We start from the raw sequence: 24,891 nt of genomic DNA, 5'->3' as shown, positions 1-24,891 counted from the left end.
GGCGCCGTTAGGCTGCGCGCATGCGCGATTTCGGGGTGGGTTTCGGTTATCTGGTCCAGGGCCAGAAGTGGGTGGCACGGCACGGCCGGCAGTTCGGCTTCGGACTGCTGCCGGGGCTCGTCACCCTCGTCCTCTACGCCGGGGCCCTGGTCGGCCTCGGGTTCGGCGCGGACGACCTGGTGGCCTGGGCGACGCCGTTCGCCGACGACTGGTCCTCCCCGTGGCTCGGCCTCTTCCGCAACGCGCTGACGGCGCTCGTCTTCGTCTTCGGCCTCTTCCTCGCCGTCATCACCTTCACCGCCGTCACCCTCCTCATCGGCCAGCCCTTCTACGAGTCGCTCTCCGAGGACGTCGACCGCAGCGAGGGCGGCGACGTCCCCGAGTCCGGCCACCCGCTCTGGCGCGAGCTGTGGATCTCGGCCCGCGACAGCCTGCGGGTGGTGCTCCGGGTCGCCCTCTACGGCGTGCTGCTCTTCGCCTGCGGCTTCATCCCGGTCGTCGGCCAGACCGTCGTGCCCGCCCTCGGCTTCTGCGTCTCCGGCTTCTTCCTCGCCGAGGAACTGACCGCGGTCGCCCTCCAGCGCCGGGGCGTCGAGCTCAGGGAGCGCCTGACGCTGCTGCGCGGCCGGCGCGGCGTCGCCCTCGGCTTCGGCGTCCCGCTCACCCTCGCCTTCCTCGTCCCCTTCGTGGCGGTCTTCCTGATGCCCGGCGCGGTGGCCGGCGCCACGCTGATGGTCCGCGACCTGCGCGGCGAGCAGGGCGACCGGGCCGAGGACGCCGAGGAGAACGATCAGGAAGGCGGCAACCTTTCCTCCCCGGGCGGCGACCAGGGGGTGTACCGCATCCCCCTCAGGAAAGACCACTCATGACGTCACACAAGCGCAGGACGGGCCGCCGCAGGGCGCTCGCCGGCGGTCTGGCCGCGGTCGGCATCACCGGCGCGGCCCTCGTCACCACCAGCCTGCTCGCCCAGGCGGGCGCGGCCCCCGCCGCCGTCCCCGCCTGGCCGGCCGCCAAGGGCGACAAGCCGGTCGCCGCGACCATCGAGGTCTCCGGCACCTACGACGGCAAGCTGAAGCGCTTCTCCGGCACCGGGGCCCTCGGCTCCGACGGCCAGGACGAGAGCCAGCGGCCGCTGTTCGTCATCGAGGACGGCGCCACCCTCAAGAACGTCGTCCTCGGCACCCCCGCCGCCGACGGCGTCCACTGCCTCGGCAGCTGCACCCTCCAGAACGTCTGGTGGGAGGACGTCGGCGAGGACGCCGCCACCTTCAAGGGCACCTCCGCCAACGCCGTCTACGCGGTGTACGGCGGCGGGGCGCGGGGCGCCTCCGACAAGGTCTTCCAGTTCAACGGCGCCGGCAAGCTCGTGGTGACCAGGTTCCAGGTCTCCGACTTCGGCAAGCTGGTCCGCTCCTGCGGCAACTGCAGGAAGCAGTACAAGCGCACGATCATCGTCAACGACGTCGACGTCACCGCCCCCGGCACGTCGATCGTCGGCGTCAACGCCAACTACGGCGACACCGCGTCGCTCCGGAACGTCCGCGTGCACGGCGACACCAAGAAGAAGATCAAGCCCTGCACCCGCTTCACCGGCAACGACACCGGCAAGGAGCCCACCCGGCTCGGCACCGGCCCCGACGCCACCGCCTGCCGCTACACCGCTTCCGACCTCACCTACGACTGACCCCCGGCCTTCCCGTTCACGGGCCGTCCCGACCCGGTGCGGCACGGTCGGTGCCACGGCCGCCACGCGCGGCACCGGTCCCGGGTCGGGGCGGGGGTCATTCGGGTGTCAGGATCGGGTGGAGTTCCGGGCGGGCGGACCACCACTCCTGGTGGAAGGGGTTGTTGGCGACGTTCGCCAGGTACGCCTCGGCCGCCGCCCGGTACAGGAGTTCCGCGTGCCGGGCGGCGACCGTCGAGCGGTTCCAGGCGAGGCGGATGCGCCCGGTCACCGGGTCGCCCTCCAGGGGGCGGAGCACGGTGCCCTCGGCGGCCGGGGCGGTCGGCTGGCTCAGCGAGATCGCCCGGCCGGAGGCGATCAGGCCGTAGTGGATCTTCCGGTCGGCGACCCGGTGCCGCAGCGACGGGGTGAAGCCGGCCCGCTCGCAGGCCGCGACCAGCGCCTCCGGGCCGCCGTCGTCGTCCTCCACCAGCGTCATCCAGGACTCGCCCGCCAGCTCGGCCAGCGCGATCCGCTCCTTCTCGGCCAGCGGGTGCTCCGCCGAGAGCCGGACGCAGAACGGCTCCCTGGGGATCAGCGTCCGGGCCGTCGTCCCCTCCGGCAGCGGCACCTCGTGGTCGTTGACCTCCCCGTACAGCACCGCGTCGTAGCGGCCCGCGCCGAGCTGCCGGGTCAGGGTGGTCGCCGAGTGCTCCACCGAGACCGCGATCTCCCGCCCGGCCAGCACCTGTTCGAGCCGCCCGAGCAGCGTGTCGACCAGGACCAGCAGGATGCAGCCGAGCCGCAGCGGGGTGTCGGGGGCGACGGCCCGCGCCCCGGCCGCGATCGCGTCCATCTCGCCGAGCACCAGCCGGGCCTTGGAGAGCACGAACTCGCCGAGCGGGGTGGGCTCCACGCCGTGCCGCCCGCGCAGGAACAGCTCCCCGCCCGCGACCCGCTCGATCCGGCGCAACTGGGCCGAGAGCGCCGGCTGCGAGATGCCGAGCCGGAGCGCCGCGCGGCCCAGACTTCCCGCCTCCGCAATCCGGCAGACGGCTTCGAGATGCCTCAACTCCAGCTGCATTTCAGCAGCGTACGCAGCGCCGCGCGGGCGCACCATAACCCGCGTCTTATGCCCGGTGAGATGTACCTGACTCGCCATGCTCACGCCCATACTCGGCGCGACGATCCGTCTCCCCCACCCTGAACGGAGCACGACGTTGCACCCCACCAGACTCACGGCGGCCGTGGCCGCCCTGGCCCTCTCGGCGAGCCTCGCCACCGTCCTCGCCGGGACCGCCTCCGCCGCTCCCCAGGCGCAGCCGGTCCCGCCGGGCCACGGCAGGTCCCTGGCGCTCGCCGCCGCGGACACCGCCGCCGCCAGCGGCCTCGACGAGCTGCGGCACGGCGCCGACGAGGACCTCGTCAGGACCGCCGTCACCCCGTGGGCGAACGGCCTCTACTACACCGCCTACCAGCGGACGTACAAAGGTCTCCCGGTCCACGGCGGCGGCGACGCCGTCGTCCTCTCCGACTCCACCGGCAAGGTCCGCGACGTCACCGGCGCCGCCGCCCCCGCCCTGAAGCTGTCGACCAGCGCCAGGGTGACCGCCGAGGCCGCCCTCGCCACCGCCCGCGGACAGCTGACCGCCGTGGAGAGCGCGAGCGCCCCCGAACTGACCGTGCTCCTCAAGGCCGGCAAGCCCGTCCTCGCCTGGCACACCCTGGTCGTCGGCACCACCGCCAAGGGCCTGCCCAGCTCGCTCGACACCTACGTCGACGCCCGCACCGGCACGGTCGCGCAGGCCACCGACAAGGTCCGGCACGCCGAGGGCCGCGGCTACCACAACGGCAACGTCACCATCGACACCGCCGCGACCTCCATGACCGACACCAGCCGCGGCGCCTTCAAGTGCGGCGGCCAGAACGGCAGCGCGTACACCGGCTCCTCCCCGTGGGGCAACGGCGGCGCCAACGACCTCGTGACCGCCTGCGTCGACATCATGTACGCCGCCCAGCGCGAGTCCGACATGCTCAAGGAGTGGTTCGGCTACAACGGCATCAACGGCCAGGGCGGCATGGTCCCGGCCCGCGCCGGACTCACCCAGGTCAACGCCTACTACGACGGCACGAAGACCACCTACGGGCGCAACCAGAACGGCACCAACCAGCTCACCGGCATCGACGTCGTGGCCCACGAGTACGGCCACGAGATCTTCGACCGCACCCCGGGCTCGGCCGGCTCGTCCAACGAGAACGGCGGCATGAACGAGTCCACCGGCGACATCTTCGGCGCGCTCACCGAGCACTACGCGAACAACCCGAACGACACCCCGGACTACACGGTCGGCGAGGAGCTCAACTTCACCGGCAACAACCAGCCGATCCGTAACATGTACCACCCGTCCCTCATCAACAACGACCCCAACTGCTACACCCAGCTGACCTCCGGCACCGAGGTGCACGCCGCGGCCGGCCCGCAGAACCACTGGTTCTACCTGCTCGCCGAGGGCTCCAACCCGGGCGGCGGCAAGCCGAACAGCCCCATATGTTCCGGCGGTCCGTCCTCCGTCACCGGCATCGGCATCCAGAAGGCCGGCAAGATCTTCATGGGCGCGCTGCTGATGAAGACGTCCTCCTGGAACCACCCCGCGGCCCGCCGCGCCACCCTCACCACTGCCAAGAACACCTACGGCGCCACCGAGTGCAACGCGGTGAAGGCGGCCTGGAACGCGATCGGCGTGCCCGCCCAGTCCGGCGAGACCGACTGCGGCGGCACCTCGACCCCCGACTTCTCGCTCTCCCTGAACCCGTCCTCGGGCTCGGCCCAGCCGGACACCCAGGTCACCTCGACCGTGAACACCACCACCACCGGCGGCTCCGCGCAGACCGTCCAGCTCTCGGCGAGCGGCGCCCCCAGCGGGGTCACGGTCTCCTTCAGCCCCTCCTCGGTGACCTCCGGCGGCTCCAGCACGATGACCGTCAAGGTCGGCGCCGGCACCCCGAACGGCACCTACCCGATCACCGTCACCGGCACGGGCTCCGCCACCCACACCGTCACCTACCAGCTGACGGTCGGCTCCACGACGCCGCCGACCGGCTGCGACGGCGCCGAGCACACCTACCGGGGCACGCTGGCCTCCGGCCAGGCGGCCGCCCAGCCGGACGGCTCGTACTACTACGCGGCGAGCGCCGGCACCCACGTCGGCTGCCTGCGCGGCCCGGCCGGCACCGACTTCGACCTCTACCTGCAGAAGTGGAACGGCTCGGGCTGGGCGGACGTGGCCGTCGGCGGCACCGCCGGCGCCGACGAGGACACCAGCTACTACGGCACCGCGGGCTACTACCGCTACGTCGTGCACGCCTACAGCGGCTCCGGCGCCTACACGCTGGGCCTGAGCGCTCCGTAACGGGCGACGAGCGCCCCGGGGCGGGGACCTGACATCCCGCCCCGGGGACGGAGGACCGTACGGCGGACCGGGGGTTCCGTCGTACCGCCCTCCCGGGCCGGGCCACCGCAGTCCCACGGCGGCCCGGCCCTCCGCGCGTCTCGGCCGATACGGCGCCGGGCTCTCCGCGCGTCTCGGCCGACGGCCGCTGCGACCCGCGGTGCGGCCGCAGCCGGAGGAGCGCCCCGGCCCCTCGTCCGGCTCAGCCCACCTCGGCGAGCACGAACCCCGGCTTCTCCGGCCCCGCGTCGGCGAGCCGGCCGCCGTCCGGCCCCCAGATCCCGGCCATGCCGCCGCCCTCGCCGACCTCGCTCGGCCCCAGCGCGTTGCCGAGCGCCACGTACAGGCCGAACTCCCGGGCCCGCACCGGGTAGACGGTCTCGAAGGAGTCGTTCCCGGTCTCCAGCATCGAACTCGCCAGGTAGACCCGGCAGCCGTCGGCGGCGGCCCGCTCGGCCAGCTCCGCGAACCGGTTGTCGTAGCAGGTGGCGAGCGCGAACCGGAGCCCGTCGAGCTCGAACCGCCCGTCGGCCGTGCCCGCCGTGAAGGTGGCCTGCTCGGGCCCGTGGAAGAGGTGCCGCTTGTCGTAGCGGGTGAGCAGCGAGCCGTCCGGACCGATCACCAGCGTGGTCAGCCCGGGGCGCGAACCTCCGCTCCGCACCGGCCCGTTGACCACCGCGGCCGCCCCCGCCGTCCGGCACGCCTCGCGCACCGGTTCGAGGCGCGGGTCGTCCTCGGTCAGGACCAGGGCGGGGTCCTCGCGGATCAGGGCGGTGTCGTACCCCGTGAGCGACAGCTCCGCGAAGACGACCACCCGGGCGCCGGCGGCCCCGGCCTCCCGGACCAGACCGGCGATCGTACGGACGTTGGCCTCGATGTCCCCGGCGAGCGGGGCGAACTGGGCGGCGGCGAGCATCATGGGGTCCATGCTCGCAGCTCCTCCGCGGTGGCCCGCAGCCGCTCCAGGAAGGCCGTCGCCGCCGCTGTCGGCGCCCCCGGCGAGGCCGCGCAGATCCGCCGGTACGGCACGTCGTCCGGATGGATCGTGACGAGCGCGACGTCCGGGCGCACCGACGACGCCGCGAGCGCCGGGACGAGCGTGACGCCGAGACCGGCGGCCACCGCGCCCAGCTTGGCGATCCAGTCGTGCGCGAGCAGCCCCGTCCGGGGCCGCAGTCCGGCGGCCAGGGCGGGCCGGAGGAGGGTGTCCTCCAGGCGTTCGTTCCCGACGATCCACTCCTCCCCGGACAGCTCCGCCAGCCGCACGTCCCGCCGCCCGGCGTACCGGTGACCCCGCTCCAGCGCCACCAGCAACGGCTCGTCCAGGAGGTGATGGAGCGTCACCCCGGTCGGCGGGGGCGCGTCGACGGCCGGGCTCACCACCGCCAGGTCCTCCTCCCCGGCCGCGACCAGCGCCAGGTGCTTCACCGACGGCCCCTCCACCCGGGTCACCACCACCCCCGGGTGCCGCTCCCGGAAGGCCGCCTGCGCCCGCGGTACGAGGGCGGCGGTGGCGCTGGAGAAGGAGCCGAGCCGCAGCAGCCCGCCCTCCAGGGTGCGCAGCGCGGTCAGTTCGGCACGGGCCGCCGCCAGCCGGTCCCGCACCGCCTCGGCGTGCGGCAGCAGCGCCCGCCCCGCCTCGGTGAGCCGCACCCCGCGCGGCAGCCGCTCGAACAGCTCCGCAGCCCACTCCTCCTCCAGGGACCGGACCTGGCGCGAGACGGCGGACTGGGTGTAGCCGAGGGCGCGGGCGGCGGCGGTGAAGGACCCGGACCGGGCGACGGCGAGGAAGGCGTCGTACAACCCGTGCGGCAATCCGTGCGCCACCGAACCGGCCGCCGAACCGTGCGCCTCCGAACCGTGCGCCTCCGAACCGTGCGCCCCCGAACCGTGGGGCGAGCCATGCGTGTCCTGCATGGCTGCCATGCTAGACATTCGCTTGTCGCATGGCTGCGCCGGTCCTAGCGTCGACGGCATGGACACCACCACCCCGCAGCCGATCGCCTTCCTCGGTCTGGGCTCCATGGGACTGCCCATGGCCCGCCGCCTCCTCGACGCCGGCCACCCGCTCACCGTCTGGAACCGCACCGCCGCCAAGGCCGCGCCGCTGGTCGAGGCCGGCGCCGTCCTCGCCGCGAGCCCCGCCGACGCGGTCCGCGAGGCCGAGGTCGTCCTCACCATGCTGGCCGACCCGGCCGCCGCCGACGCCGTCGCCGCCGAGCTGCTCCCGGCCCTGCGCCCGGGCACCCACTGGATCGACACCTCGACCATCGGCCCCGACGCCACCCGCGCGCTCGCCGCCCGGCTCCCGGCGGGCGTGACCCTGATCGACGCGCCCGTCATGGGCAGCGTCGACCGGGCCGCCTCGGGCGAGCTGCTGATCCTCGCGGGCGGCGACACCGCCCCGGTCGCGGACGTCCTCGCCCGGCTCGGCTCGGTCACCGCCTGCGGCGGTCCCGGCGACGGCGCCGCGCTCAAGCTGGTCCTCATCAACGCGGCCATCGGGGGAGTGGCGCTGGTCGCCGAGAGCCTGCGGCTCGCCGAGGCGCTCGGCCTGCCCCGCGAGCTCGCCCTGCGCACCCTGGGCGCGGGCCCGATCGGCGGGGCCGTCGGCCGGGCCACCGCCACCGGCTCGTACTTCCCGGTGGCGCTCGCCGCCAAGGACGTGGCGCTCGCCGCCGGGGTGACGAAGCTGCCGCTCCTCGAAGCCGTCCACGAGCTGCTGGTCGCCGACCCGGCGCTGCGCGCGGAGGACCTGGCGGCGGTGGCGATCCCGCCCCGCTGAAAAACCCCGAGCGCCGTGCGGACGCCGGGACTTAGGCTGCGGGCAGCGGCCCCGCGCGCGGGGTCGCAGGGTGCGGGGCCGTGGCAGAGTGGGCGATCGCCTACCGGGCCGAGGAGGTCCCCGGAGCCTGGGCAGCAGGGAGTGGCCGCCGGACCTGGCGGTGAGCTCGCGCGGGTTCGAATCCCGTCGGCCCCGCACCCGTCCCGGACGACCCGGCTCAGTGCTCGGCGGGCCCCGCGAGCAGCCGCAGGAAGTCCCGGAAGGCGCTCGGCATGTCGACGGCGGCCGGGTCCAGGAGCCACTGGTACTGGAGGCCGTCCATCACCGCGGTCAGCAGCGGCGCCGCCCGCTCGGGGGTGAGCCCGCCCGGCAGCCGCTCGCCGAACTCCAGCCGCAGCACGTCCGCCATGCTGGCCCGCACGTGCGCGTACCGCTCGGTGAAGAACTCCCGCGCCGGATGCCCGTCGGTGACGCTCTCGCCGAGCAGCGCGGAGAAGGTCTGCACGATCCCCGGCCGCATCGCGTTGTACTCCACCAGCGAGTCCAGCAGATCGAGCCGCCAGCCCTCGCGGTCCCGGCCGCCGCTGGTGTCCCAGCGGTCGCGCTCCTCCAGGACGGCGACGAGCAGGGCCTCCTTGGTGGGGAAGTAGTGCAGCAGGCCCTGCTGGGTCAGGCCGACGCGCTCGGCGACGGAGCCGAGCGTGGCGCCCCGGTAGCCGCGCTCCGCGATCACCTCCAGGGCGGCGCGCAGGATCTCCGCGCGGCGCTCCTCGCTCCTGGTCCGTGCCATCGCCGGGCCCCTTTCCGCAGGTCCTGTCGACAGGGACCGTACGCCATGGCGTCCCCACCGCACGAAGATAACGGAATCATCACATCGCCTACCGATCTACAGGTAGGTGGGTTCATGATGGCCGCACCAGCACTTCAACGCGGAGGTACGGACGTGAACGACGACGCCGTGCGCGAGGCAGCCGTCGAGGCCGCGCTCGCCCAGCTCGACCTGGACGCCAAGACCCGGCTGCTCGCCGGCCGGGACATGTGGTCCCTGCCCGCCCTGCCGGAGATCGGCCTCGGCTCGCTCGTGATGTCCGACGGCCCCATCGGCGTCCGCGGCGTCCGCTGGACCGCCGACGACCCGTCCGTGGCGCTGCCGTCGCCGACCGCGCTCGCCGCCACCTGGGACCCCGCGCTCGCCCGCCGGGCCGGCCGGCTCCTCGCCCAGGAGGCCCGCCGCAAGGGCGTCCACGTCCTCCTCGCCCCCACCGTCAACCTGCACCGCACCCCGCTCGGCGGCCGCCACTTCGAGGCGTACAGCGAGGACCCGTACCTCACCGGCGCGATCGGCACCGGCTACGTCCAGGGCGTCCAGGACGGCGGCGTCGGCACCACCGTCAAGCACTTCGTCGGCAACGACGCCGAGACCGACCGCTTCACCGTCGACAACCGGATCGCCCCGCGCCCGCTCCGCGAGCTCTACCTCGCCCCCTTCGAGGCGATCGTCACCAACGCCCACCCCTGGGGCATCATGACCGCCTACAACCAGGTCAACGGCGTGACGATGACCGAGCACCGCTACCTCGTCAACGAGGTCCTGCGCGGCGAGTGGGGCTTCGACGGCTCCAACGTCTCCGACTGGATGGCCGCCCGCTCCACCGTCGGCGACATCACCGGCGGCCTCGACGTCGCCATGCCCGGCCCCGGCACCGTCTACGGCGAGGCGCTCGCCGCCGCCGTCCGCTCCGGCGAGGCCGCGGAGGCGGACGTCGACACCGCCGTACGCAACGTGCTGCGGCTCGCCGCCCGCGTCGGCGCCCTCGAAGGCGCCCCCGCCGCCGTCACCGAGCCCCCCGCCCCGATCGACGGCGACGCCCTCGCCCGCGAGATCGCCCGCCGCGGCTTCGTCCTCGTCCGCAACGAGAACGGCGCGCTCCCCCTGAAGCCCGGCACCGTCGCCCTCTCCGGCGCCGCCGCGCGCGACGCCCGCGTCCTCGGCGGCGGCTCCGCGCAGGTCTTCCCCGAGCACGTCGTCTCGCCGCTCGACGGCCTCACCGCCGCCCTTCCCGAGGGCAGCGTCTCGTACGTGATCGGCGCCGACCCCAGCGACGAACTCGCCCCCGCCGACCAGGGCTTCACCCTCCACGCGGTCTGCCGCGACGCCGCCGGGAACGTCCTCGGCGAGGGCACCCTCCCGAACGGCCAGGTCCAGTGGATCGGCGACGACCTGCCGGCCGGCGTCACCCACGACGCCCTCGCCTCCATCGAGGTCACCGGCAGCTTCACGCCCCGCGAGACCGGCGCCCACGCCTTCGGCACCCGCGGCCTCGGCGCCTTCACCCTCACCGTCGCCGACCGCGAACTCTTCGACGGCGTCCAGGAGATGGGCCCCGAGACCGACCCCTTCGAAGCCTTCTTCGGCTCCCCCGTCGAGCGCGGCACCGTCGAACTCACCGCGGGCGAGACCGTCGAGGTCTCCCTCCGGCACACCCTCGCCAAGGAGTTCGCCGCCCCGCTCCCGGCCGTCATGTTCTCCTTCGTCCACCTCGGTCCCCGCCGCGACCCCGACGAACTGATCGCCGAAGCCGTCGAGGCCGCCCGCGCCGCCGACACCGCCGTCGTGGTCGTCGCCACCACCGAACGCGTCGAGTCCGAGGGGTTCGACCGCAAGGACCTCGCCCTCCCCGGCCGCCAGGACGACCTGGTCCGCGCCGTCGCCGCCGCCAACCCGAACACGGTCGTCGTCGTCAACGCCGGCTCCCCGGTCGAACTCCCGTGGCGCGACGACGTCGCCGCCGTCCTGCTCAGCTGGTTCCCCGGCCAGGAGGGCGGCGCCGCCCTCGCCGACGTCCTCACCGGCGCCGAGGAGCCCGGCGGCCGCCTCCCCACCACCTGGCCCGTCGCCCTCGCCGACGCGCCCGTCACCGAGGTCACCCCCACCGACGGCGTCCTCGCCTACGCCGAGGGCCTGTTCATCGGCTACCGCGCCTGGGACAAGGCCGGCGCCGTCCCCGCGTACCCCTTCGGCCACGGCCTCGGCTACACCACCTGGTCGTACGACTCCGTCATCGCCGGCCCCGAGAGCGTCACCGTCCGCCTCACCAACACCGGCGACCGCCCCGGCCGCGAGACCGTCCAGCTCTACCTCGCCCCGCTCCACGACACCGTGGAGCGCCCGGCCCGCTGGCTCGCCGCCTTCGCCGGCGTCGAGGCCGCGCCCGGCGAGACCGTCGAGACGACGATCCCGCTCCCGCGCCGCGCCTTCGAGATCTGGGACGAGGAGAAGAACGCCTGGACCCTCGTCCCCGGCCGCTACGCGCTGCACGCCGCCCACTCACTGGCCGACACCCGCCTCACCGCCACGGTCGAGGTGTAGGCCCGGGACCGCCCCGGGGCGGCGGACCTGACGCCCGCCGCCCCGGGGCTACTTCGCCGTGATCCTCCGGTACGCCAGCTCCGCGAGCCGCGCCTGACCGGTGCGGCTCGGATGGAACCAGTCCCAGGTGCTCAGCAGCGACTCGTCGAAGCGGAAACCGAACACCGCCCCGCCGTCGTACCGGCAGAGCTCGTCCGCCGCGCACACCTCGGCGAGGACCCGGTTGTACGCCACCACCCGGTCGCGCACCGCCGTGCGCCGCGCCTCGGCCGCCGCCCCCAGGTCCTCCGGGTCCGCCAGCATCGAGCCGCAGACCCCCAGCTCCCAGACCCGCCGCACCAGCGGGCTCGCCCGGCCGGTGTCCCACAGCCGCCGCAGGTCCGGCACGCTCGCCACGTACACCTGCGCCTCGGGGGCGCCCCTCCGCAGCCGGGCCATCGCCGCCTCGAACGACCGGCGGAAGTCGGCCACCGGCGTCATCCCCGCCGGGGTCGGCCGGCAGGCGTCGTTGGCGCCGATCATCACCGTGACCAGCTCGGGCCGTTCGGCCGCCGCCCGCGCCATCTGCTCCGGCAGGGCCGCCATCCGGGCCCCGCTGCGGGCCAGGTTCCAGCTGTTCCCGGCCACCCGCCCGGCGCCGAGCAGCCGCACCGCGAGGCTGTTCACCGCCGGGTCGGTGCCGGTCGCCCAGGACGCCTCCGGGCAGTCCGCGAGGAGCGAGCAGGCGTCGAAGGCGCGGGTGAGGGAGTCGCCGACGGCGGCGACCGACGCGGGGGAGGCGTCCCACCGCGACGTGGGCGTCGGGGAGGGGGCGGCGGTGCGGGCGGGGACGGAGGCGGCGGGAGCGGGCTCCGGGCCGCCGGTGCACCCCGCGAGCGCGGCCACCGCGAGCGCGGCGCCCACGACGGCGGTACGGAATCGGCGTCGGCCGTGCGGCACCGGCCCCCTCCTTCGTACGACTGGCCTCCTGGCGAGTGAAAGCTTCGTGTCCACCCGCCCCCTGACCGACCGTACGTCACCCTGATGACGGTGCGGCACGGTAGCTTTTCCCCCGTCGAACCAGCGGCGCGCCCGCGCCGACCGGCTCCGGTAAATTACATCACGTCACATGCTGTCCCTTTTCAGAAGGTTTGCGGAGTTCTTCACCTGATGCTGTTTACTGAGGCCGCTGGGAAGGCGAACCTCGTCCCACACTGGAGGTCCCGGTGACGACACGTGGAGTCCTGTACGTACACTCCGCACCGCGCGCGCTCTGCCCGCACGTCGAATGGGCGGTGGCGGGTGTCCTCGGTGCACGGGTCCAGCTGGACTGGATCCGCCAGCCGGCGGCGCCCGGCACCTGGAGAGCCGAGTTCTCCTGGCAGGGCGCGACCGGCACGGCCTCCCAGCTCGCCTCCGCCCTGCGCGGCTGGCAGATGCTCCGCTTCGAGGTGACCGCCGAGCCCTGTCCGACCGCCGAGGGCGAGCGCTACAGCGCCACCCCCGACCTGGGCATCTTCCACGCCGTCACCGGCATGCACGGCGACATCCTCGTCCCCGAGGACCGCCTGCGCGCCGCCCTCGCCCGCGCGGCGCAGGGCGAGACGGTGCTGGAGGCGGAGATCGCCAAGCTCCTCGGCAAGCCCTGGGACGACGAACTGGAGCCCTTCCGGTACGCCGGCGAGGGCGCCCCGGTGCGCTGGCTTCACCAGGTCGTCTGAGCCCGTTCACCCGGGCCCGCTAGCTTCCCGCCCCTAGGCGCGCAGAGGGCGCGAGGGTCGGGGGGACGGCATGAGGGGTCTGCGCAGGACGGCCGGGGCGGTCGCCGCCGCGCTGGGAGCGCTCGCACTGGGCGCGGCCCTGGCGCTGCTGGCGGGGTTCCTCTACGCGTGGGTCCGGGGCGAGCCGACGGGCGCCACGGTGGCGTGGATCCTCGGCCTGTTCTTCCTGGCGGCCCTCCTCCTCGGCGCGTTCGGGGCGACGCTGCCGAACGAGGAGCCGGCGGCGGAGGCGTCCGCCGCCGAACCGGCGCCCGCGCCGACGGACGGCGTGCGCAGCGTGGACGGCGGGGACGAGGGAGACAAGGGGGAGGAGGGGGACTGGTACGACCCGCTCGTCTTCGGGCTCATCCTGGTCGGGCTCGTCGCCGGAGGCCCCTTCGGCATCGCGGGGTACGAGGCGCTGAAGCCGACGACCGGGACGACCGCGCCGGCGGCCCCGGCCCCGGGCACGACGCCCTCCGCCTCCGCGTCCCCCTCGCCCTCCGCCGCGCCCTCCGCCACCCCCGGTGACGCGGCCGTCGCCTGGACGGTGCCGGCCACCGGTGGCCCGTACGACACGGCGCCGGATGCCTGGGGGGTCGGAGAGGCCGTCGTGCAGATCCGGTCGGACGGGCTCTCGGCCTACGCCGTCCGGGACGGGGCCGTCCGGTGGAACGTTGCGGCGCCCCGGCGCGAGGCCGTGTGCGCGACGGGCCGGGAAGCCGTGGGGAACATCGGGATCGTCGCGTTCGGGCGGCACCGGAAGCCCTGCGCGCACCTCCTCGCGGTCCACACCTCGACCGGTCAGGTGCTGTGGCGGCAGCGGGCGGAGGGCGCGGGGATCCCCGCGTACGGCCTCGCGGTCGGCGGGGCGACGGTCGTCGTCGCGGAGGACCGGGTGGTGCGGGGCCGCGCCGCGGAGACGGGCGAGCCGCGCTGGCAGCGGCCGCGGGACCGGGGCTGCGCGGTCCGGGCGCTCGACGCCGACGAGGAGCGCGTGCTTCTCGTGGAGCAGTGCGGGGCCGGCGCGCGGCTGGTCGCGCTGGAGACCCGTACCGGCGAGGAGTCCTGGACCAGGGCGCTGCCGGTCGAGTCGGTGGTGGCGGCGGCGGTGGTGTCGGTGACGCCAGCGGTCGTCGTCCTGAACGAGGACGACCCGCGCGGCACCCACGCGGTGCTCGCCTTCGACGACCGCGGCACGCCCCGGGCGACGATCCCGGGCCACGGGCCGGCCGGGACGCTCGTCCTCCCCGACCAGGTGTCGGAGACCGGCCGCGGCGGCCGCGCCGTCGTGGTCGGCGACCGGCTGATCGCGCTCGCCGGGCAGGGCTCGTCCGCGCCCCACAAGGTGGTCGCCCTCGGCCTCAACGACGGCCGTCCGGCCTGGGAGCACGCGCCCGAGGGCGGATCCGTCGAGGCGCTGGCCCCGGCCCCCGACGGCCGGATCGCCGTCCTCACCGGGGGGCCGGGAGTCGTCCTGCTCGACGCGACGACGGGGGCCCCGCGCGGCGGAACGGCCACGAAGGACCCCCGCGCGGTCGTCTCGCTCGACCCCCTCCTCCTCCCGACCACCGGCGCCCACGTCGTCCTCAACCGCACCCCCGCACCCCCCGCCCCCGCCCTCTTCGCCCTCCGCTGACACGAAGAGACCCGCCCCCGGAACCGGGAACGGGCCTTTCGCGGCCCCTTTCCCGTGCGCCCCTCGCGACGCTTCGCGGGCTTCGGGGCGCTGTGCCGGACTTCGTCCGGCGGACGTGGCGGAGGCCCGTCCCGGGTTCGGGACGGGCCTCGTGCGTGGCGTCGTGCGTCAGACGGTCCGGAAGGCCAGGACCACGTTGTGGCCGCCGAAGCCGAAGGAGTTGGCCCCTTTCTCGTGCGCCCCTCGCGACGCTTCGCGGGCTTCGGGGCGCTGTGCCGGACTCCGTCCGGCGGACGCGGCGGAGGCCCGTCCCGGGTTCGGGACGGGCCTCGTGCGTGGCGTCGTGCGTCAGACGGTCCGGAAGGCCAGGACCACGTTGTGGCCGCCGAAGCCGAAGGAGTTGTTCACCGCGGCGATCGTGCCCTCGGGGAGGGGGCGGGGCTCGCCGCGGACGATGTCGGCCTCGACCTCGGGGTCCAGGTCGTCCACGTTGATGGTCGGCGGGGCCGTGCGGTGGTGGAGCGCCAGGACCGTCGCGACGGTCTCGATGCCGCCGGCGCCGCCGAGCAGGTGACCGGTCATCGACTTGGTCGCGGAGACCGCGACGTGGTCGAGGTCGTCACCGAAGACCTGCCGCAGCGCCTTGATCTCGGCGACGTCGCCCTGCGGGGTCGACGTGGCGTGCGCGTTGAGGTGCACGACCTCGGACGGCTTCAGGTCCGTGGTGTCCAGCAGGTGCCGGAGCGCCGCGGCGATGCCCCGGCCGGACGGCTCGGGCTGCGCGATGTGGTGGCTGTCGGCCGACAGGCCCTGGCCGAGCGCCTCGCAGTAGATCTTCGCGCCGCGGGCCTTGGCGTGCTCCTCGGACTCCAGGATCACGACGCCGGCGCCCTCGCCGAGCACGAAGCCGTCGCGCGCGGTGTCGTAGGGGCGCGAGGCCTTCGTCGGCTCGTCGTTGTTCTTGGACATCGCCATCATGTTGGCGAAGGCGGCGATCGGCAGCGGGTGGATCGCGGCCTCGGTGCCACCGGCGACGACCACGTCGGCACGGCCGCTGCGGATCATCTCGATGGCGTAGCCGATCGCCTCGGCGCCCGACGCGCAGGCGGAGACCGGGGTGTGGACGCCGGCGCGGGCGTTCACCTCCAGACCCACGTTGGCGGAGGGGCTGTTCGGCATCAGCATGGGAACGGTGTGCGGGGAGACGCGGCGGACGCCCTTCTCCTTCAGCACGTCGTACTGGTCGAGCAGCGTGGTGACACCGCCGATGCCGGAGGCGATGACGGCACCGAGCCGCTCGGGCGCGATGGCCTCGTCCTCGCCGGCCGGGGCGGTGTAGCCCGCGTCGGCCCACGCCTCGCGGGCCGCGATCAGCGCGAACTGCGCCGAGCGGTCCAGCTTGCGCGCGAGCGGGCGGGGCAGCACGTCGCCCGGGTCCACCGCGGCGGACGCGGCGATCTGGACGGGCAGGTCGGCGAAGCGCTCGCCCTCCAGGGGCTTGACGCCGGAGCGTCCCGCAAGAAGACCTTCCCAGGTCGATGCGGAGTCGCCACCCAGCGGTGTGGTTGCGCCGATACCGGTGACGACCACGGTGCGATTGGTCGAGCTCACAGGAATTCGTTCTCCATGTGTGTGATGGTCGAAAGACGGCGCCACCGCCGGGTGGCGGACCGGGTCAGCGGGGCCGGGTCAGCCCTTCGAGATCCCGCCGTCCTGGTGGGACTGGATGTAGGAGACGGCGTCGCCCACGGTCTTGAGGTTCTTGACGTCCTCGTCGGGGATCTTGACGTCGAAGCGCTCCTCGGCGGCGACGACGACCTCGACCATGGACAGGGAGTCGACGTCCAGGTCGTCGGTGAAGGACTTCTCCAGCTGGACGTCCTCGACCGGGATGCCGGCGATCTCGTTCACGATCTCCGCGAGACCTTCGACGAGCTCTTCCTGGGTGAAGGCCATGGTGGCGCTCCTTCTGTGGTTGCTTCGGTGATGGGTGGCTTCCGGGAGATCCCGAGCGCCTAGGGGAGAGTAACGACCGTCGCGGCGAACACGAGACCCGCCCCGAAGCCGATGACGAGCGCGGTGTCGCCGCTCTTCGCCTGTCCGGTCGCCAGGAGCCGCTCCATCGCGAGCGGGATCGAGGCGGCCGAGGTGTTGCCGGTGGTCTCGACGTCACGGGCGACCGTGACGTGCTCCGGCAGCTTCAGGGTCTTCACCATCGAGTCGATGATCCGCATGTTGGCCTGGTGCGGGATGAAGACGTCCAGGTCGTCCGCCGAGATGCCGGCGGCGTCGAGCGCCTGCTGGGCGACCTTCGCCATCTCGAAGACGGCCCAGCGGAACACCGCCTGGCCCTCCTGCGTGATGGCGGGGAACTTGATCTCGCCGGCCTCGTTGAGCGGCAGCTTCGAGACGTCGCCCAGCTGGTACTCGTTCCACGGCACGGTCTGCTTGATCGTCTCCGACTTGTCGCCCTCGGAACCCCAGACGGTGGGGCCGATGTGCGGCACGTCGGAGGGGCCGACCACGACCGCGCCGGCGCCGTCGCCGAAGAGGAAGGCCGTCGCGCGGTCCTCCAGGTCGGTCAGGTCGCTGAGCCGCTCCACGCCGATGACGAGGACATACTCCGCCGAGCCCTCGACGATCATGCCCTTGGCGAGCGTCAGGCCGTAGCCGAAGCCCGCGCAGCCGGCGGAGATGTCGAACGCGGCCGGCTTCCCGGCGCCGATCTTGTCGGCGATCTCGGTGGCGACGGCCGGGGTCTGCTTGAAGTGCGAGACGGTGGAGACGACGACGGCGCCGATCTGCTCCGGGGTGATCCCGGCCGCGGCGATCGCCTTGCCCGACGCCTCCACCGACATGGCGGTGACGGTCTCCTCGGGGGACGCCCAGTGACGGGTGGCGATGCCCGAGCGCGAACGGATCCACTCGTCGGACGAGTCGATCTTCTCGAGGATCACCTCGTTGGGCACGACCCGCGCCGGGCGGTAGCCGCCGACGCCCAGGATCCGTGCGTACGGGGCGCCCTTGCTGGGCTTGATCTTCGACATGCTTCTCGACACTCCTCGTCAGACGGCCGTGTGCTCGGCGACGAGCGTACGGGCCGCGTCCAGGTCGTCGGGAGTCTTGAGGGCCACGGTGGCCACGCCCGGCAGCGCGCGCTTGGCGATGCCGGTCAGGGTGCCGCCGGGGCAGACCTCGATCAGCGCGGTCGCGCCGAGCGCCTGGAAGGTCTCCATGCACAGGTCCCAGCGGACCGGGTTGGCGACCTGGCCGACCAGGCGCGCGAGGACCTCGGCGCCGGTGGCGACGGTCCGCCCGTCCTTGTTGGAGACGTACGGCACGGTCGGGTCGGCCGGGGACAGCTCCTGGGCGGCCTGCTCCAGGGTGGCGACCGCGGGGGCCATGTGGTGCGTGTGGAAGGCGCCGGCCACCTTGAGCGGGACGACCCGGCGGACGCCCTCGGGCTTGTCCGCCTCCAGGGCGGCCAGCTGCTCCAGCGTGCCGGCGGCCACGATCTGGCCCGCGCCGTTCACGTTGGCCGGGGTCAGGCCGAGCTTCTCCAGGTGCGGGACGGTCACCTCGGGGTCGCCGCCGAGCAGCGCCGACATGCCGGTCGGGGCGATCGCGGCGGCCTCGGCCATCGCCAGACCCCGGGTCCGCACGAGACGGAGGGCGGCGGTGTCGTCGAGGACGCCCGCGAAGGCGGCCGCGGTGAACTCGCCGACGCTGTGACCGGCGACGGCGCCGGGGGCTGCGTCGCCGAGGGCGGCGGCGGAGAGCAGGCCGGCCGCGACGAGCAGCGGCTGGGCCACGGCGGTGTCACGGATCTCGTCCGCGTCCGCCTTCGTGCCGTAGTGGACGAGGTCGAGCCCGATGGCGTCCGACCAGGCCGCCAGGCGGTCGGCGGTGCCGGGCAGTTCGAGCCAGGGAGTCAGGAAGCCGGGCGTCTGAGCGCCTTGGCCGGGAGCGACGAGTACGAGCACCCTCACACTCTCTCTTGGGGACGGTGTCCGGCGCCCGTGGGGACTAGGACGAAGAACCGTCGGGGTAATTGTTGGTGTCCGACAAAAGTCTAGGACTGGCCGTCCGCGTCGGCCAAGCGCCCGAGGATCAGGGCGATCCGCAGGGTGAACGCGGATCGGACGTCGGAGGGTGACCAGCCGGTGACGTCGGTCACACGTCGAAGCCGGTAGCGCACGGTGTTCGGGTGGACGAAGAGCATCCTCGCCGCGCCTTCGAGACTGCTGGCCTGCTCCAGGTAGACACTCAGAGTTTCCAGCAGCGCCGAGCCCGCTTCCTCCAGCGGTCTGTAGATCTCCTCCACCAGCTGCTCGCGGGCCGACGGGTCCGAGGCGATCGCCCGCTCCGGAAGCAGATCGTCCGCGAGGACCGGCCGGGGCGCGTCCTGCCACGCCGTGCACGCCTTGAGTCCGGCGGCGGCGGCCTGCGCGGACCGGGTCGCCGCGAGCAGGTCCGGCACCACGGGACCGGCCACGACCGGGCCCGCGGCGTACGGCCCGATCAGCGCCTTCGCCACGGCCAGCGGATTGTCGGAGCCGCCCGCGATGACCACCAGCCGGTCGCCGAGCACCCCGGTGAGCACCTGGAGCTTGGCGTGCCGGGCCGCCCGCCGGATCGCCTCCACGGTCAGTTCGCTGTCCCCGTCCGGGGCGGTGCCGAGGATCACGCACACGTGGTCCGGCGAGTTCCAGCCGAGCGCGGCGGCCCGGGACACGGCGCCCTCGTCGGCCTCGCCGGACAGCACCGCGTTCACCACCAGCGACTCCAGGCGCGCGTCCCAGGCGCCGCGCGCCTCCGCCGCCTGCGCGTACACCTGGGCGGTCGCGAAGGCGATCTCCCGGGCGTACACGAGCAGCGCCTCGCGCAGCACCGACTCGTCGCCGGGCGCCGCGACCTCCTCGATCGCGACCTCCATGACCTCGATCGTCGTCCGGACCATCTCCACGGTCTGCCGGAGCGTGATCGCCCGGGTCAGCTCGCGCGGCGCCGTGCCGAAGACGTCGGTGGAGATCGCCTGCGGAGTCTCCGGATGCCGGAACCACTCCGTGAACGCGGCGATGCCGGCCTGCGCGACCAGTCCGATCCACGAGCGGTTCTCGGGCGGCATCGCCCGGTACCACGGCAGCGTCTCGTCCATGCGGGCGATGGCGTTCGCGGCGAGCCGCCCGGAGGACTGTTCGAGGCGCTTCAGGGTCGCGGCGTGCGGATGAGCGGCGTTCGTGGGTTCAGACACGGGGACAAGACTGCCTCATCCGGGCGCCGACGTGCGGGGTCGGGGCGGTTTCGCGCCCGGCCGCCCCGCTACCGTACGGGGGTGATCCGCATCCAGCGCGCCGGCGACCGGTACCCGGGCGGCGACCCCGAGGCCGGCGTCGAGACCCGCCACGCCCTCTCCTTCGGGCCGTACTACGACCCCGACAACCTCCGCTTCGGCCCGCTCCTCGCCGTCAACGAGGAGCGGCTGGCCCCCGGCGCGGGCTTCGACGAGCACCCGCACTCCCACACGGAGATCGTGACGTGGGTGGTCGAGGGCGAGCTCACCCACCGCGACACGGCGGGCCACGAGACGCGGGTCCGCCCCGGCGACCTCCAGCACCTCAGCGCCGCGGCCGGCGTCCGCCACGTCGAGCGCAACGCGGGCGACACCCCGCTGACCTTCGTGCAGATGTGGCTGGCCCCGCGCGAGACCGGCGGGGAGCCCGCGTACACCCTGGTCCCGGCCCTCCCGGACACGTACGCCCTCCCGGCGGCGGACGCGACCCTCCACGTCCACCGCCCGTCACCGGGCGACGAGGTGCCCCTCCCCGACGCGGACACCCTCTACGTCCACGTGGTCAGGGGTGCGGTCCGGCTGGCCGGCGAGACCCTCACGGCGGGCGACGCCGCGCGGATCACGGCGGAGCGGCCCCCGGCCGTGGAGGCCGCGGAGGCCGCGGAGCTGCTGGTGTGGGCGTTCCGCGGCTGAGCGCCTTCAGCCCAGCGCGCTCTTCGCCTTCCAGTCCGCCCAGGACAGGTTCCACGCCCCGTACCCGTTCCCCTCCGCGACCACGCCCTTCGTGTCCCCGCCGCGGATCTCGAACGGGTCCCCGACGTGGACGCTCGCGTAGAAGGACTTCGCGTCTTCGGTGCTCATGCCGATGCAGCCGGAGCTGCGGTTGGCGACCCCGAAGTTCCCCGCGTTCCACGGTGCCGCGTGCGCGTACATCCCCGACCAGGTCAGCCGCATCGAGTAGTCGACCATCTTGTCGTAGGCGTCCCCGAGCCCGACCGTCTCGGAGTTCATCCGGATCGTGCCCTCCTTCGCCATCAGGACGGCCGTGCCCCGCCAGGACCGCTTGTCGCCGCCGGGGGTGCCGCCGGAGACGGGGATCGTACGGACCGTCCGGCCGTCCTTCACCAGGCTCAGCCGCTTCGCGTCCAGGTCCACCTTCACGACCTGCGCCGCGCCGATGGTGAACCCGGTCCGGTAGTCGCGCACGAACCAGCCGTCGCCCGAGTCCGTGCCGTTCAGGTCCGCCTCCAGCGTGACCTTCGTCCCCGGCTTCCAGTACTCCCGGGGCCGCCAGTCCACCCGGTCCCGGCCCGAGTAGTCGGTCACCCAGCCCCACGACCCCTCGGTGCCGTTCGAGGTGGTGACCTTCAACTGCCGCTCCACGTCGGCCTTCCGCGTCACCGGCCGGTCGAAGACGATCGACAGCGGCTGCCCGACGCCGACCGTGGTGTTCTTCCCCGGCGCCAGCGTCAGCTTGTTCACCCGGTCCGCCGCCTCCGTCGTGAAGGTCGACCGGGTCGTGGTCTCCTTCCCGCCGGGGGTACGGGTCACGGCCACGACCGTGTACGAGGCGCCCGGCACCGCCTTGCGCGCCGAGGTCCAGCGCTCCCCGCCCGCGGCGGGCCGGCCGTCGAGCCGCCCGCCGTCCGCGTCCGTGACCGTCACCGACGAGAACGTCCCGCCCGCCGCCGTCACCGTCACCGGCTTCCCGGCGGCCGGGTCGACGACGGTCACCTTCGCGGGCGGCCCGTCCTGCGCGGCGCCCTTCGCCGGATCGGCCGAGGAGCCGGGACCGCTCGCGGCCTGGGCCGTACACGCGGTGAGGGAGACGGCCAGGGCGACGGCGGCGAGAGCGGGCCGGGACGTGCGTATCGGCGGCACGGAGCACCTCCTGGAGAGGGGAGAGAAGGGTGGGATGTCCGGACTCTAGGCCGCCGCCACCGGCCTCCGCCCGGCCCGGGGCCCATGTGACGGGGGCTGGTGAAGAACGGTCATCGTCCCGTCACACACGCCGCGCGGACCGGTCTCATCCGGCTGTGAGCCTGCTGTGCGCCGCGCCACCCGGAGCGGCCGAACCAAGGAGGCTCCCGTTGTGTCAGCGCTGCTCGTGACGCCCGCACCCGCGAAGCGCCGCCCCGCCGCCGCGCCGCCCGCAGGCCCGGTCCGGCTCGGACCCGTGACCCCCGAGGTGTACCGCGCCTTCCTCGCGTCCCGCGCCACGGGACCGGACGGCCCCAGCTTCCTCCAGCTCCCCGCCTGGGCCCAGGTGAAGGACGGCTGGAGCCACCAACTCCTCGGCTGGGGAACCGAGTCGGGGGAACTGACCGGCGTCGCCCTGGTCCTGCTGCGCGCCTTCCCCGGCACCCGCAAGCACTTCGCCTACCTCCCCGAGGGGCCGGTCGCCGACTGGGCCGACCCCGGCCTCGACCGCTGGCTCGACCCGCTCCTCGCCCACCTCAAGGCCTCCGGCGCCTTCGCCGTACGCATCGGGCCCGGGCCCGCCCACCGCCGCTGGACCGCCGCCACCGTCAAGGCCGCCACCGGGCCCGGCCGCCGGCTCGGCGACGTCCTCGCCGACGAGGTCGACCCGCTCGGCACCGCCGTCGCCGAACGGCTCCGCGCCCGCGGCTGGAAGCGCTGCGGCGGCGACTCCGAGGACGGCGCCGACGCCCAGCCCCGCCACGTCTTCCAGGTCCCGCTCACCGGCCGCACCCCCGACGACCTGTGGTCCGGACTCAACCAGGAGTGGCGGCGCAACGTCCGCAAGGCCCGCAAGTCCGGCGTCGAGATCACCGTCGGCTCCGCCGCCGACCTGCCCGAGTTCCACCGCCTCCTGAGGATCACCGAGGAACGCGACGGCTTCCGGCTCGGCCGCTCCCTCGCCTACTACGAGCGCCAGTACGCCGTCCTCAACGCCGAACACCCCGGCCGGATGAAGCTCTACCTCGCCCGCCACGAGGGCGAGATCCTCGCCGCCCACACCATGATCACCGTCGGCCGTCGGGTCTGGTACCAGACCGGTGCCTCCGCCGACCACCGCCGCGAGGTCCGCCCCTCCAACGCCCTCCAGTGGCGGATGCTGCTCGACGCCCACGCCCTCGGGGCCGATGTCTACGACCTGCGCGGGGTACCCTCCACCCTCGATCCGGACGACCGCGGCCACGGGCTGCTGCGCTGGAAGCTCGGCACGGGCGGACAGGTCGTCGAGACGCTGGGGGAGTGGGAGACACCGATGCACGGCACGACCAACCAGGCGCTGTACCGCGCCTTCCAGGCCTACCTGGCCCGCCGATGACGACCACGCTCACCGCAGGCCCGACCGGTCCCGAAGCACCGGAGAAGAAGCCGTCCGCGCTGCGCAGCGGCGCCGTCATGGCGGCCGGCTCGATCGTCTCCCGGGCCACCGGCTTCGTCCGCGCCGCCGTCGTCGCCGCCGCCCTCGGCGCGGGCCTGGCCGCCGACGGCTACGCGGTGGGCAACTCCGTCCCCACCATCGTCTACATGCTCCTCCTCGGCGGCGCCCTCAACGCCGTCTTCGTCCCCGAACTGGTCAAGGCCGCCAAGGAGCACGAGGACGGCGGCGCCGCCTACACCGACCGCCTCCTCACCCTCTGCGCCCTCGCCCTCACCGTCCTCACGGCCGGTGCGGTCCTCGCCGCGCCCGCCCTCGTCGACGCGTACACCGACTACGAGGGCGGCCAGCGGGACCTCACGATCGCGTTCACGCGCGCGTGCCTCCCGCAGATCCTCTTCCTCGGCCTCTTCACCCTCCTCGGGCAGGTCCTCAACGCCCGCGGCCGGTTCGGCGCCATGATGTGGACGCCGGTCCTCAACAACGTCGTGGTCGTCGCCGTCTTCGGCCTCTTCCTCGCCGTGAGCGACGGCGGCGAGCTCACCGCCGGCGAGACCGCGCTCCTCGGCTGGGGCACCACCGCCGGCATCGCCGCCCAGGCCCTCGCCCTGCTGCCCTCGCTGCGCGCCGCCCGCTTCCGCTTCCGGCCCCGCTTCGACTGGCGCGGCAGCGGCCTCACCGCCCCGCTGCGCGCCGCCGGCTGGCTCGTCCTGCTCGTCCTCACCAACCAGGCCGCCTACTGGGTCACCACCTGGGTCGCCACCTCCGCCGGCACGGACGCGGACACCGGCGGCGCCGGCCTCGCCGCGTACAACAACGCCTACCTGCTGTGGGCCGTCCCGCACGGCATCGTCACCGTCTCCCTGGTCACCGCCCTCATGCCGCGCATGAGCGGCGCCGCCGCCGACGGCGACCTCGCCGCCGTCCGCCGCGACGTCGGCTACGCCCAGCGCACCACCGCGGCCGCCGTCGTCCCCGCCGCCTGCGCCCTCCTCGCCCTCGCCGTCCCGCTGATGTCGCTGGTCTTCGGGTACGGCGCGACCGACGCCGCCGACGTCCGCGCCATGGCCTGGACCCTGACGGCCCTCGCCCCCGGCCTCGTCGCCCTCTCCGGCCAGTACGTCTGCACCCGCGCCTTCTACGCGCTCCGCGACACCCGCACCCCCTTCCTGCTCAACCTGGTGATCGCCGGCCTCAACGCGCTGCTCTCCCTCGCCGCGTACCACTGGCTGCCCACCCGCTGGATCGTCACCGGCATGGCCGCCGGCTACTCGCTCGCCCTCTGGGCGGGCTGGGCACTCACCGCCCACGTCCTCCGGCGCCGCCTGCCCGCCGCCGACGGCGAGGACGGCAGGGGCCTCGGCCGGCTGCTGATCGCCGCCGTCCCCGCCGCCGGCTACGGCCTCTTCGTCGCCGACGGAACCGCCCCCGCCGGCGCCGTCGTCTCCGCTCTCGCCGGCGCGGTCACCGTCCTCGGCGCCTTCGCCGCCCTCGCCCGGCCGCTGCGCCTCACCGAGGTCTCCGCCCTCCTCACCGGCGCCGCGGCCCGGCTCACCCGCCGGGCCTGACCACCGGGGGCCCCGCGGGGCCCGCCACCG

At 74.3% G+C, this 24,891-nt stretch carries 21 protein-coding genes; 10 read left to right on the top strand and 11 right to left on the bottom strand.

The features are described from left to right. Positions 1–20 precede the first annotated feature (20 nt). Both ABFY03_RS12345 and ABFY03_RS12340 read left to right on the top strand, forming a co-directional pair. Positions 21–869 carry an EI24 domain-containing protein gene (locus tag ABFY03_RS12345; RefSeq protein ID WP_319013987.1) on the top strand — a complete coding sequence of 283 codons (849 nt, stop codon included), beginning with the start codon at positions 21–23 and terminating at the stop codon, positions 867–869. Further along, positions 866–1,687 (top strand): pectate lyase, encoded by an 822-nt coding sequence (locus tag ABFY03_RS12340; protein WP_346169904.1) that lies wholly within the window; start codon positions 866–868, stop codon positions 1,685–1,687. The genes ABFY03_RS12345 and ABFY03_RS12340 overlap by 4 nt, the downstream gene beginning before the upstream one ends. Positions 1,688–1,784: 97 nt before the next feature. Here ABFY03_RS12340 and ABFY03_RS12335 read toward each other — a convergent pair whose 3' ends face one another. After that, positions 1,785–2,750 (bottom strand): LysR family transcriptional regulator, encoded by a 966-nt coding sequence (locus ABFY03_RS12335; protein WP_346169903.1) that lies wholly within the window; start codon positions 2,748–2,750, stop codon positions 1,785–1,787. Positions 2,751–2,886: 136 nt separating this feature from the next. Here ABFY03_RS12335 and ABFY03_RS12330 point away from each other — a divergent pair, with 136 nt between their 5' ends. Continuing rightward, positions 2,887–5,076 (top strand): M4 family metallopeptidase, encoded by a 2,190-nt coding sequence (locus tag ABFY03_RS12330; protein ID WP_346169902.1) that lies wholly within the window; start codon positions 2,887–2,889, stop codon positions 5,074–5,076. A gap of 241 nt (positions 5,077–5,317) precedes the next feature. Here ABFY03_RS12330 and ABFY03_RS12325 read toward each other — a convergent pair whose 3' ends face one another. Further along, positions 5,318–6,043 carry a carbon-nitrogen hydrolase family protein gene (locus tag ABFY03_RS12325; RefSeq protein WP_346169901.1) on the bottom strand — a complete coding sequence of 242 codons (726 nt, stop codon included), beginning with the start codon at positions 6,041–6,043 and terminating at the stop codon, positions 5,318–5,320. Further along, on the bottom strand, positions 6,031–7,032 hold the full coding sequence (locus tag ABFY03_RS12320) for a LysR family transcriptional regulator (protein WP_346169900.1): 1,002 nt from the start codon (positions 7,030–7,032) through the stop codon (positions 6,031–6,033). The genes ABFY03_RS12325 and ABFY03_RS12320 overlap by 13 nt, the downstream gene beginning before the upstream one ends. 58 nt (positions 7,033–7,090) lie before the next feature. Here ABFY03_RS12320 and ABFY03_RS12315 point away from each other — a divergent pair, with 58 nt between their 5' ends. Then, positions 7,091–7,900, top strand: a complete 810-nt coding sequence (locus tag ABFY03_RS12315; RefSeq protein WP_346169899.1) for an NAD(P)-dependent oxidoreductase — start codon at positions 7,091–7,093, stop codon at positions 7,898–7,900. 217 nt (positions 7,901–8,117) lie between these two features. Here ABFY03_RS12315 and ABFY03_RS12310 read toward each other — a convergent pair whose 3' ends face one another. Beyond that, positions 8,118–8,690: a TetR/AcrR family transcriptional regulator gene (locus tag ABFY03_RS12310; protein WP_319013994.1), complete on the bottom strand. Its 573-nt coding sequence runs from the start codon at positions 8,688–8,690 to the stop codon at positions 8,118–8,120. A gap of 114 nt (positions 8,691–8,804) precedes the next feature. Here ABFY03_RS12310 and ABFY03_RS12305 point away from each other — a divergent pair, with 114 nt between their 5' ends. Next, on the top strand, positions 8,805–11,270 hold the full coding sequence (locus tag ABFY03_RS12305; protein ID WP_346169898.1) for a beta-glucosidase family protein: 2,466 nt from the start codon (positions 8,805–8,807) through the stop codon (positions 11,268–11,270). 48 nt (positions 11,271–11,318) lie between these two features. Here the strand turns inward: ABFY03_RS12305 and ABFY03_RS12300 are convergent, their stop codons facing one another. Then, the gene (locus ABFY03_RS12300; RefSeq protein WP_346169897.1) at positions 11,319–12,209 is read right to left on the bottom strand and encodes an SGNH/GDSL hydrolase family protein; all 891 of its coding nucleotides are present in this window, start codon (positions 12,207–12,209) and stop codon (positions 11,319–11,321) included. Positions 12,210–12,475: 266 nt separating this feature from the next. On the opposite strand from ABFY03_RS12300, the gene ABFY03_RS12295 reads away from it, so the two are divergent. Together ABFY03_RS12295 and ABFY03_RS12290 are read left to right on the top strand one after the other, a co-directional pair. Further along, a complete protein-coding gene (locus tag ABFY03_RS12295; RefSeq protein WP_319013997.1) occupies positions 12,476–12,970 on the top strand; it encodes a DUF3145 domain-containing protein in 495 nt (164 codons plus the stop codon). 70 nt (positions 12,971–13,040) lie between these two features. Further along, entirely contained in the window at positions 13,041–14,648 is a 1,608-nt protein-coding gene (locus ABFY03_RS12290) for an outer membrane protein assembly factor BamB family protein (protein WP_346169896.1), read from the top strand. 348 nt (positions 14,649–14,996) lie between these two features. Here ABFY03_RS12290 and fabF read toward each other — a convergent pair whose 3' ends face one another. The 5 genes from fabF to fasR form a co-directional block, all read right to left on the bottom strand. After that, entirely contained in the window at positions 14,997–16,259 is a 1,263-nt protein-coding gene (gene fabF / locus ABFY03_RS12285) for a beta-ketoacyl-ACP synthase II (RefSeq protein WP_319013999.1), read from the bottom strand. Between the two features lie 78 nt (positions 16,260–16,337). Then, positions 16,338–16,604 carry an acyl carrier protein gene (locus ABFY03_RS12280; RefSeq protein ID WP_319014000.1) on the bottom strand — a complete coding sequence of 89 codons (267 nt, stop codon included), beginning with the start codon at positions 16,602–16,604 and terminating at the stop codon, positions 16,338–16,340. Positions 16,605–16,663: 59 nt separating this feature from the next. Beyond that, the gene (locus ABFY03_RS12275) at positions 16,664–17,695 is read right to left on the bottom strand and encodes a ketoacyl-ACP synthase III (RefSeq protein ID WP_319014001.1); all 1,032 of its coding nucleotides are present in this window, start codon (positions 17,693–17,695) and stop codon (positions 16,664–16,666) included. An 18-nt stretch (positions 17,696–17,713) separates the two neighbouring features. Continuing rightward, a complete protein-coding gene (locus tag ABFY03_RS12270) occupies positions 17,714–18,631 on the bottom strand; it encodes an ACP S-malonyltransferase (protein ID WP_319014002.1) in 918 nt (305 codons plus the stop codon). An 89-nt stretch (positions 18,632–18,720) separates the two neighbouring features. After that, positions 18,721–19,902 (bottom strand): fatty acid biosynthesis transcriptional regulator FasR, encoded by a 1,182-nt coding sequence (fasR, locus tag ABFY03_RS12265; protein ID WP_319014003.1) that lies wholly within the window; start codon positions 19,900–19,902, stop codon positions 18,721–18,723. 81 nt (positions 19,903–19,983) lie between these two features. Here fasR and ABFY03_RS12260 point away from each other — a divergent pair, with 81 nt between their 5' ends. After that, positions 19,984–20,634 (top strand): pirin family protein, encoded by a 651-nt coding sequence (locus ABFY03_RS12260; protein ID WP_346169895.1) that lies wholly within the window; start codon positions 19,984–19,986, stop codon positions 20,632–20,634. A gap of 6 nt (positions 20,635–20,640) precedes the next feature. On the opposite strand, the gene ABFY03_RS12255 is transcribed toward ABFY03_RS12260, so the two are convergent. After that, the gene (locus ABFY03_RS12255; protein ID WP_319014005.1) at positions 20,641–21,822 is read right to left on the bottom strand and encodes a L,D-transpeptidase; all 1,182 of its coding nucleotides are present in this window, start codon (positions 21,820–21,822) and stop codon (positions 20,641–20,643) included. A 211-nt stretch (positions 21,823–22,033) separates the two neighbouring features. Between ABFY03_RS12255 and ABFY03_RS12250 the strand changes: the two genes are divergently transcribed. Both ABFY03_RS12250 and murJ read left to right on the top strand, forming a co-directional pair. After that, positions 22,034–23,236 carry a lipid II:glycine glycyltransferase FemX gene (locus tag ABFY03_RS12250; RefSeq protein ID WP_386723570.1) on the top strand — a complete coding sequence of 401 codons (1,203 nt, stop codon included), beginning with the start codon at positions 22,034–22,036 and terminating at the stop codon, positions 23,234–23,236. Next, positions 23,233–24,861, top strand: coding sequence for a murein biosynthesis integral membrane protein MurJ (gene murJ, locus ABFY03_RS12245; RefSeq protein WP_346169894.1), 1,629 nt, complete (start codon positions 23,233–23,235; stop codon positions 24,859–24,861). Before ABFY03_RS12250 ends, murJ begins: the two co-directional genes overlap by 4 nt. Positions 24,862–24,891 lie beyond the last annotated feature (30 nt).

It is taken from the genome of Streptomyces roseofulvus (genome assembly GCF_039534915.1).
Lineage (GTDB): Bacteria > Actinomycetota > Actinomycetes > Streptomycetales > Streptomycetaceae > Streptomyces > Streptomyces roseofulvus.
The sequence above is the reverse complement of the archived record's forward strand: the minus strand, read 5'-3'. Positions and strand labels throughout refer to the sequence as shown.

Excerpts from the sequence above, each read along its gene's own strand:
- ABFY03_RS12345 (WP_319013987.1), top strand. The coding sequence starts at position 21 with ATGCGCGATTTCGGGGTGGGTTTCGGTTATCTGGTCCAGGGCCAGAAG.
- ABFY03_RS12340 (WP_346169904.1), top strand. The coding sequence starts at position 866 with ATGACGTCACACAAGCGCAGGACGGGCCGCCGCAGGGCGCTCGCCGGC.
- ABFY03_RS12335 (WP_346169903.1), bottom strand. The coding sequence starts at position 2,750 with ATGCAGCTGGAGTTGAGGCATCTCGAAGCCGTCTGCCGGATTGCGGAG.
- ABFY03_RS12325 (WP_346169901.1), bottom strand. The coding sequence starts at position 6,043 with ATGGACCCCATGATGCTCGCCGCCGCCCAGTTCGCCCCGCTCGCCGGG.
- ABFY03_RS12320 (WP_346169900.1), bottom strand. The coding sequence starts at position 7,032 with ATGCAGGACACGCATGGCTCGCCCCACGGTTCGGGGGCGCACGGTTCG.
- ABFY03_RS12315 (WP_346169899.1), top strand. The coding sequence starts at position 7,091 with ATGGACACCACCACCCCGCAGCCGATCGCCTTCCTCGGTCTGGGCTCC.
- ABFY03_RS12310 (WP_319013994.1), bottom strand. The coding sequence starts at position 8,690 with ATGGCACGGACCAGGAGCGAGGAGCGCCGCGCGGAGATCCTGCGCGCC.
- ABFY03_RS12305 (WP_346169898.1), top strand. The coding sequence starts at position 8,805 with ATGATGGCCGCACCAGCACTTCAACGCGGAGGTACGGACGTGAACGAC.
- ABFY03_RS12290 (WP_346169896.1), top strand. The coding sequence starts at position 13,041 with ATGAGGGGTCTGCGCAGGACGGCCGGGGCGGTCGCCGCCGCGCTGGGA.
- ABFY03_RS12280 (WP_319014000.1), bottom strand. The coding sequence starts at position 16,604 with ATGGCCTTCACCCAGGAAGAGCTCGTCGAAGGTCTCGCGGAGATCGTG.
- ABFY03_RS12275 (WP_319014001.1), bottom strand. The coding sequence starts at position 17,695 with ATGTCGAAGATCAAGCCCAGCAAGGGCGCCCCGTACGCACGGATCCTG.
- murJ (WP_346169894.1), top strand. The coding sequence starts at position 23,233 with ATGACGACCACGCTCACCGCAGGCCCGACCGGTCCCGAAGCACCGGAG.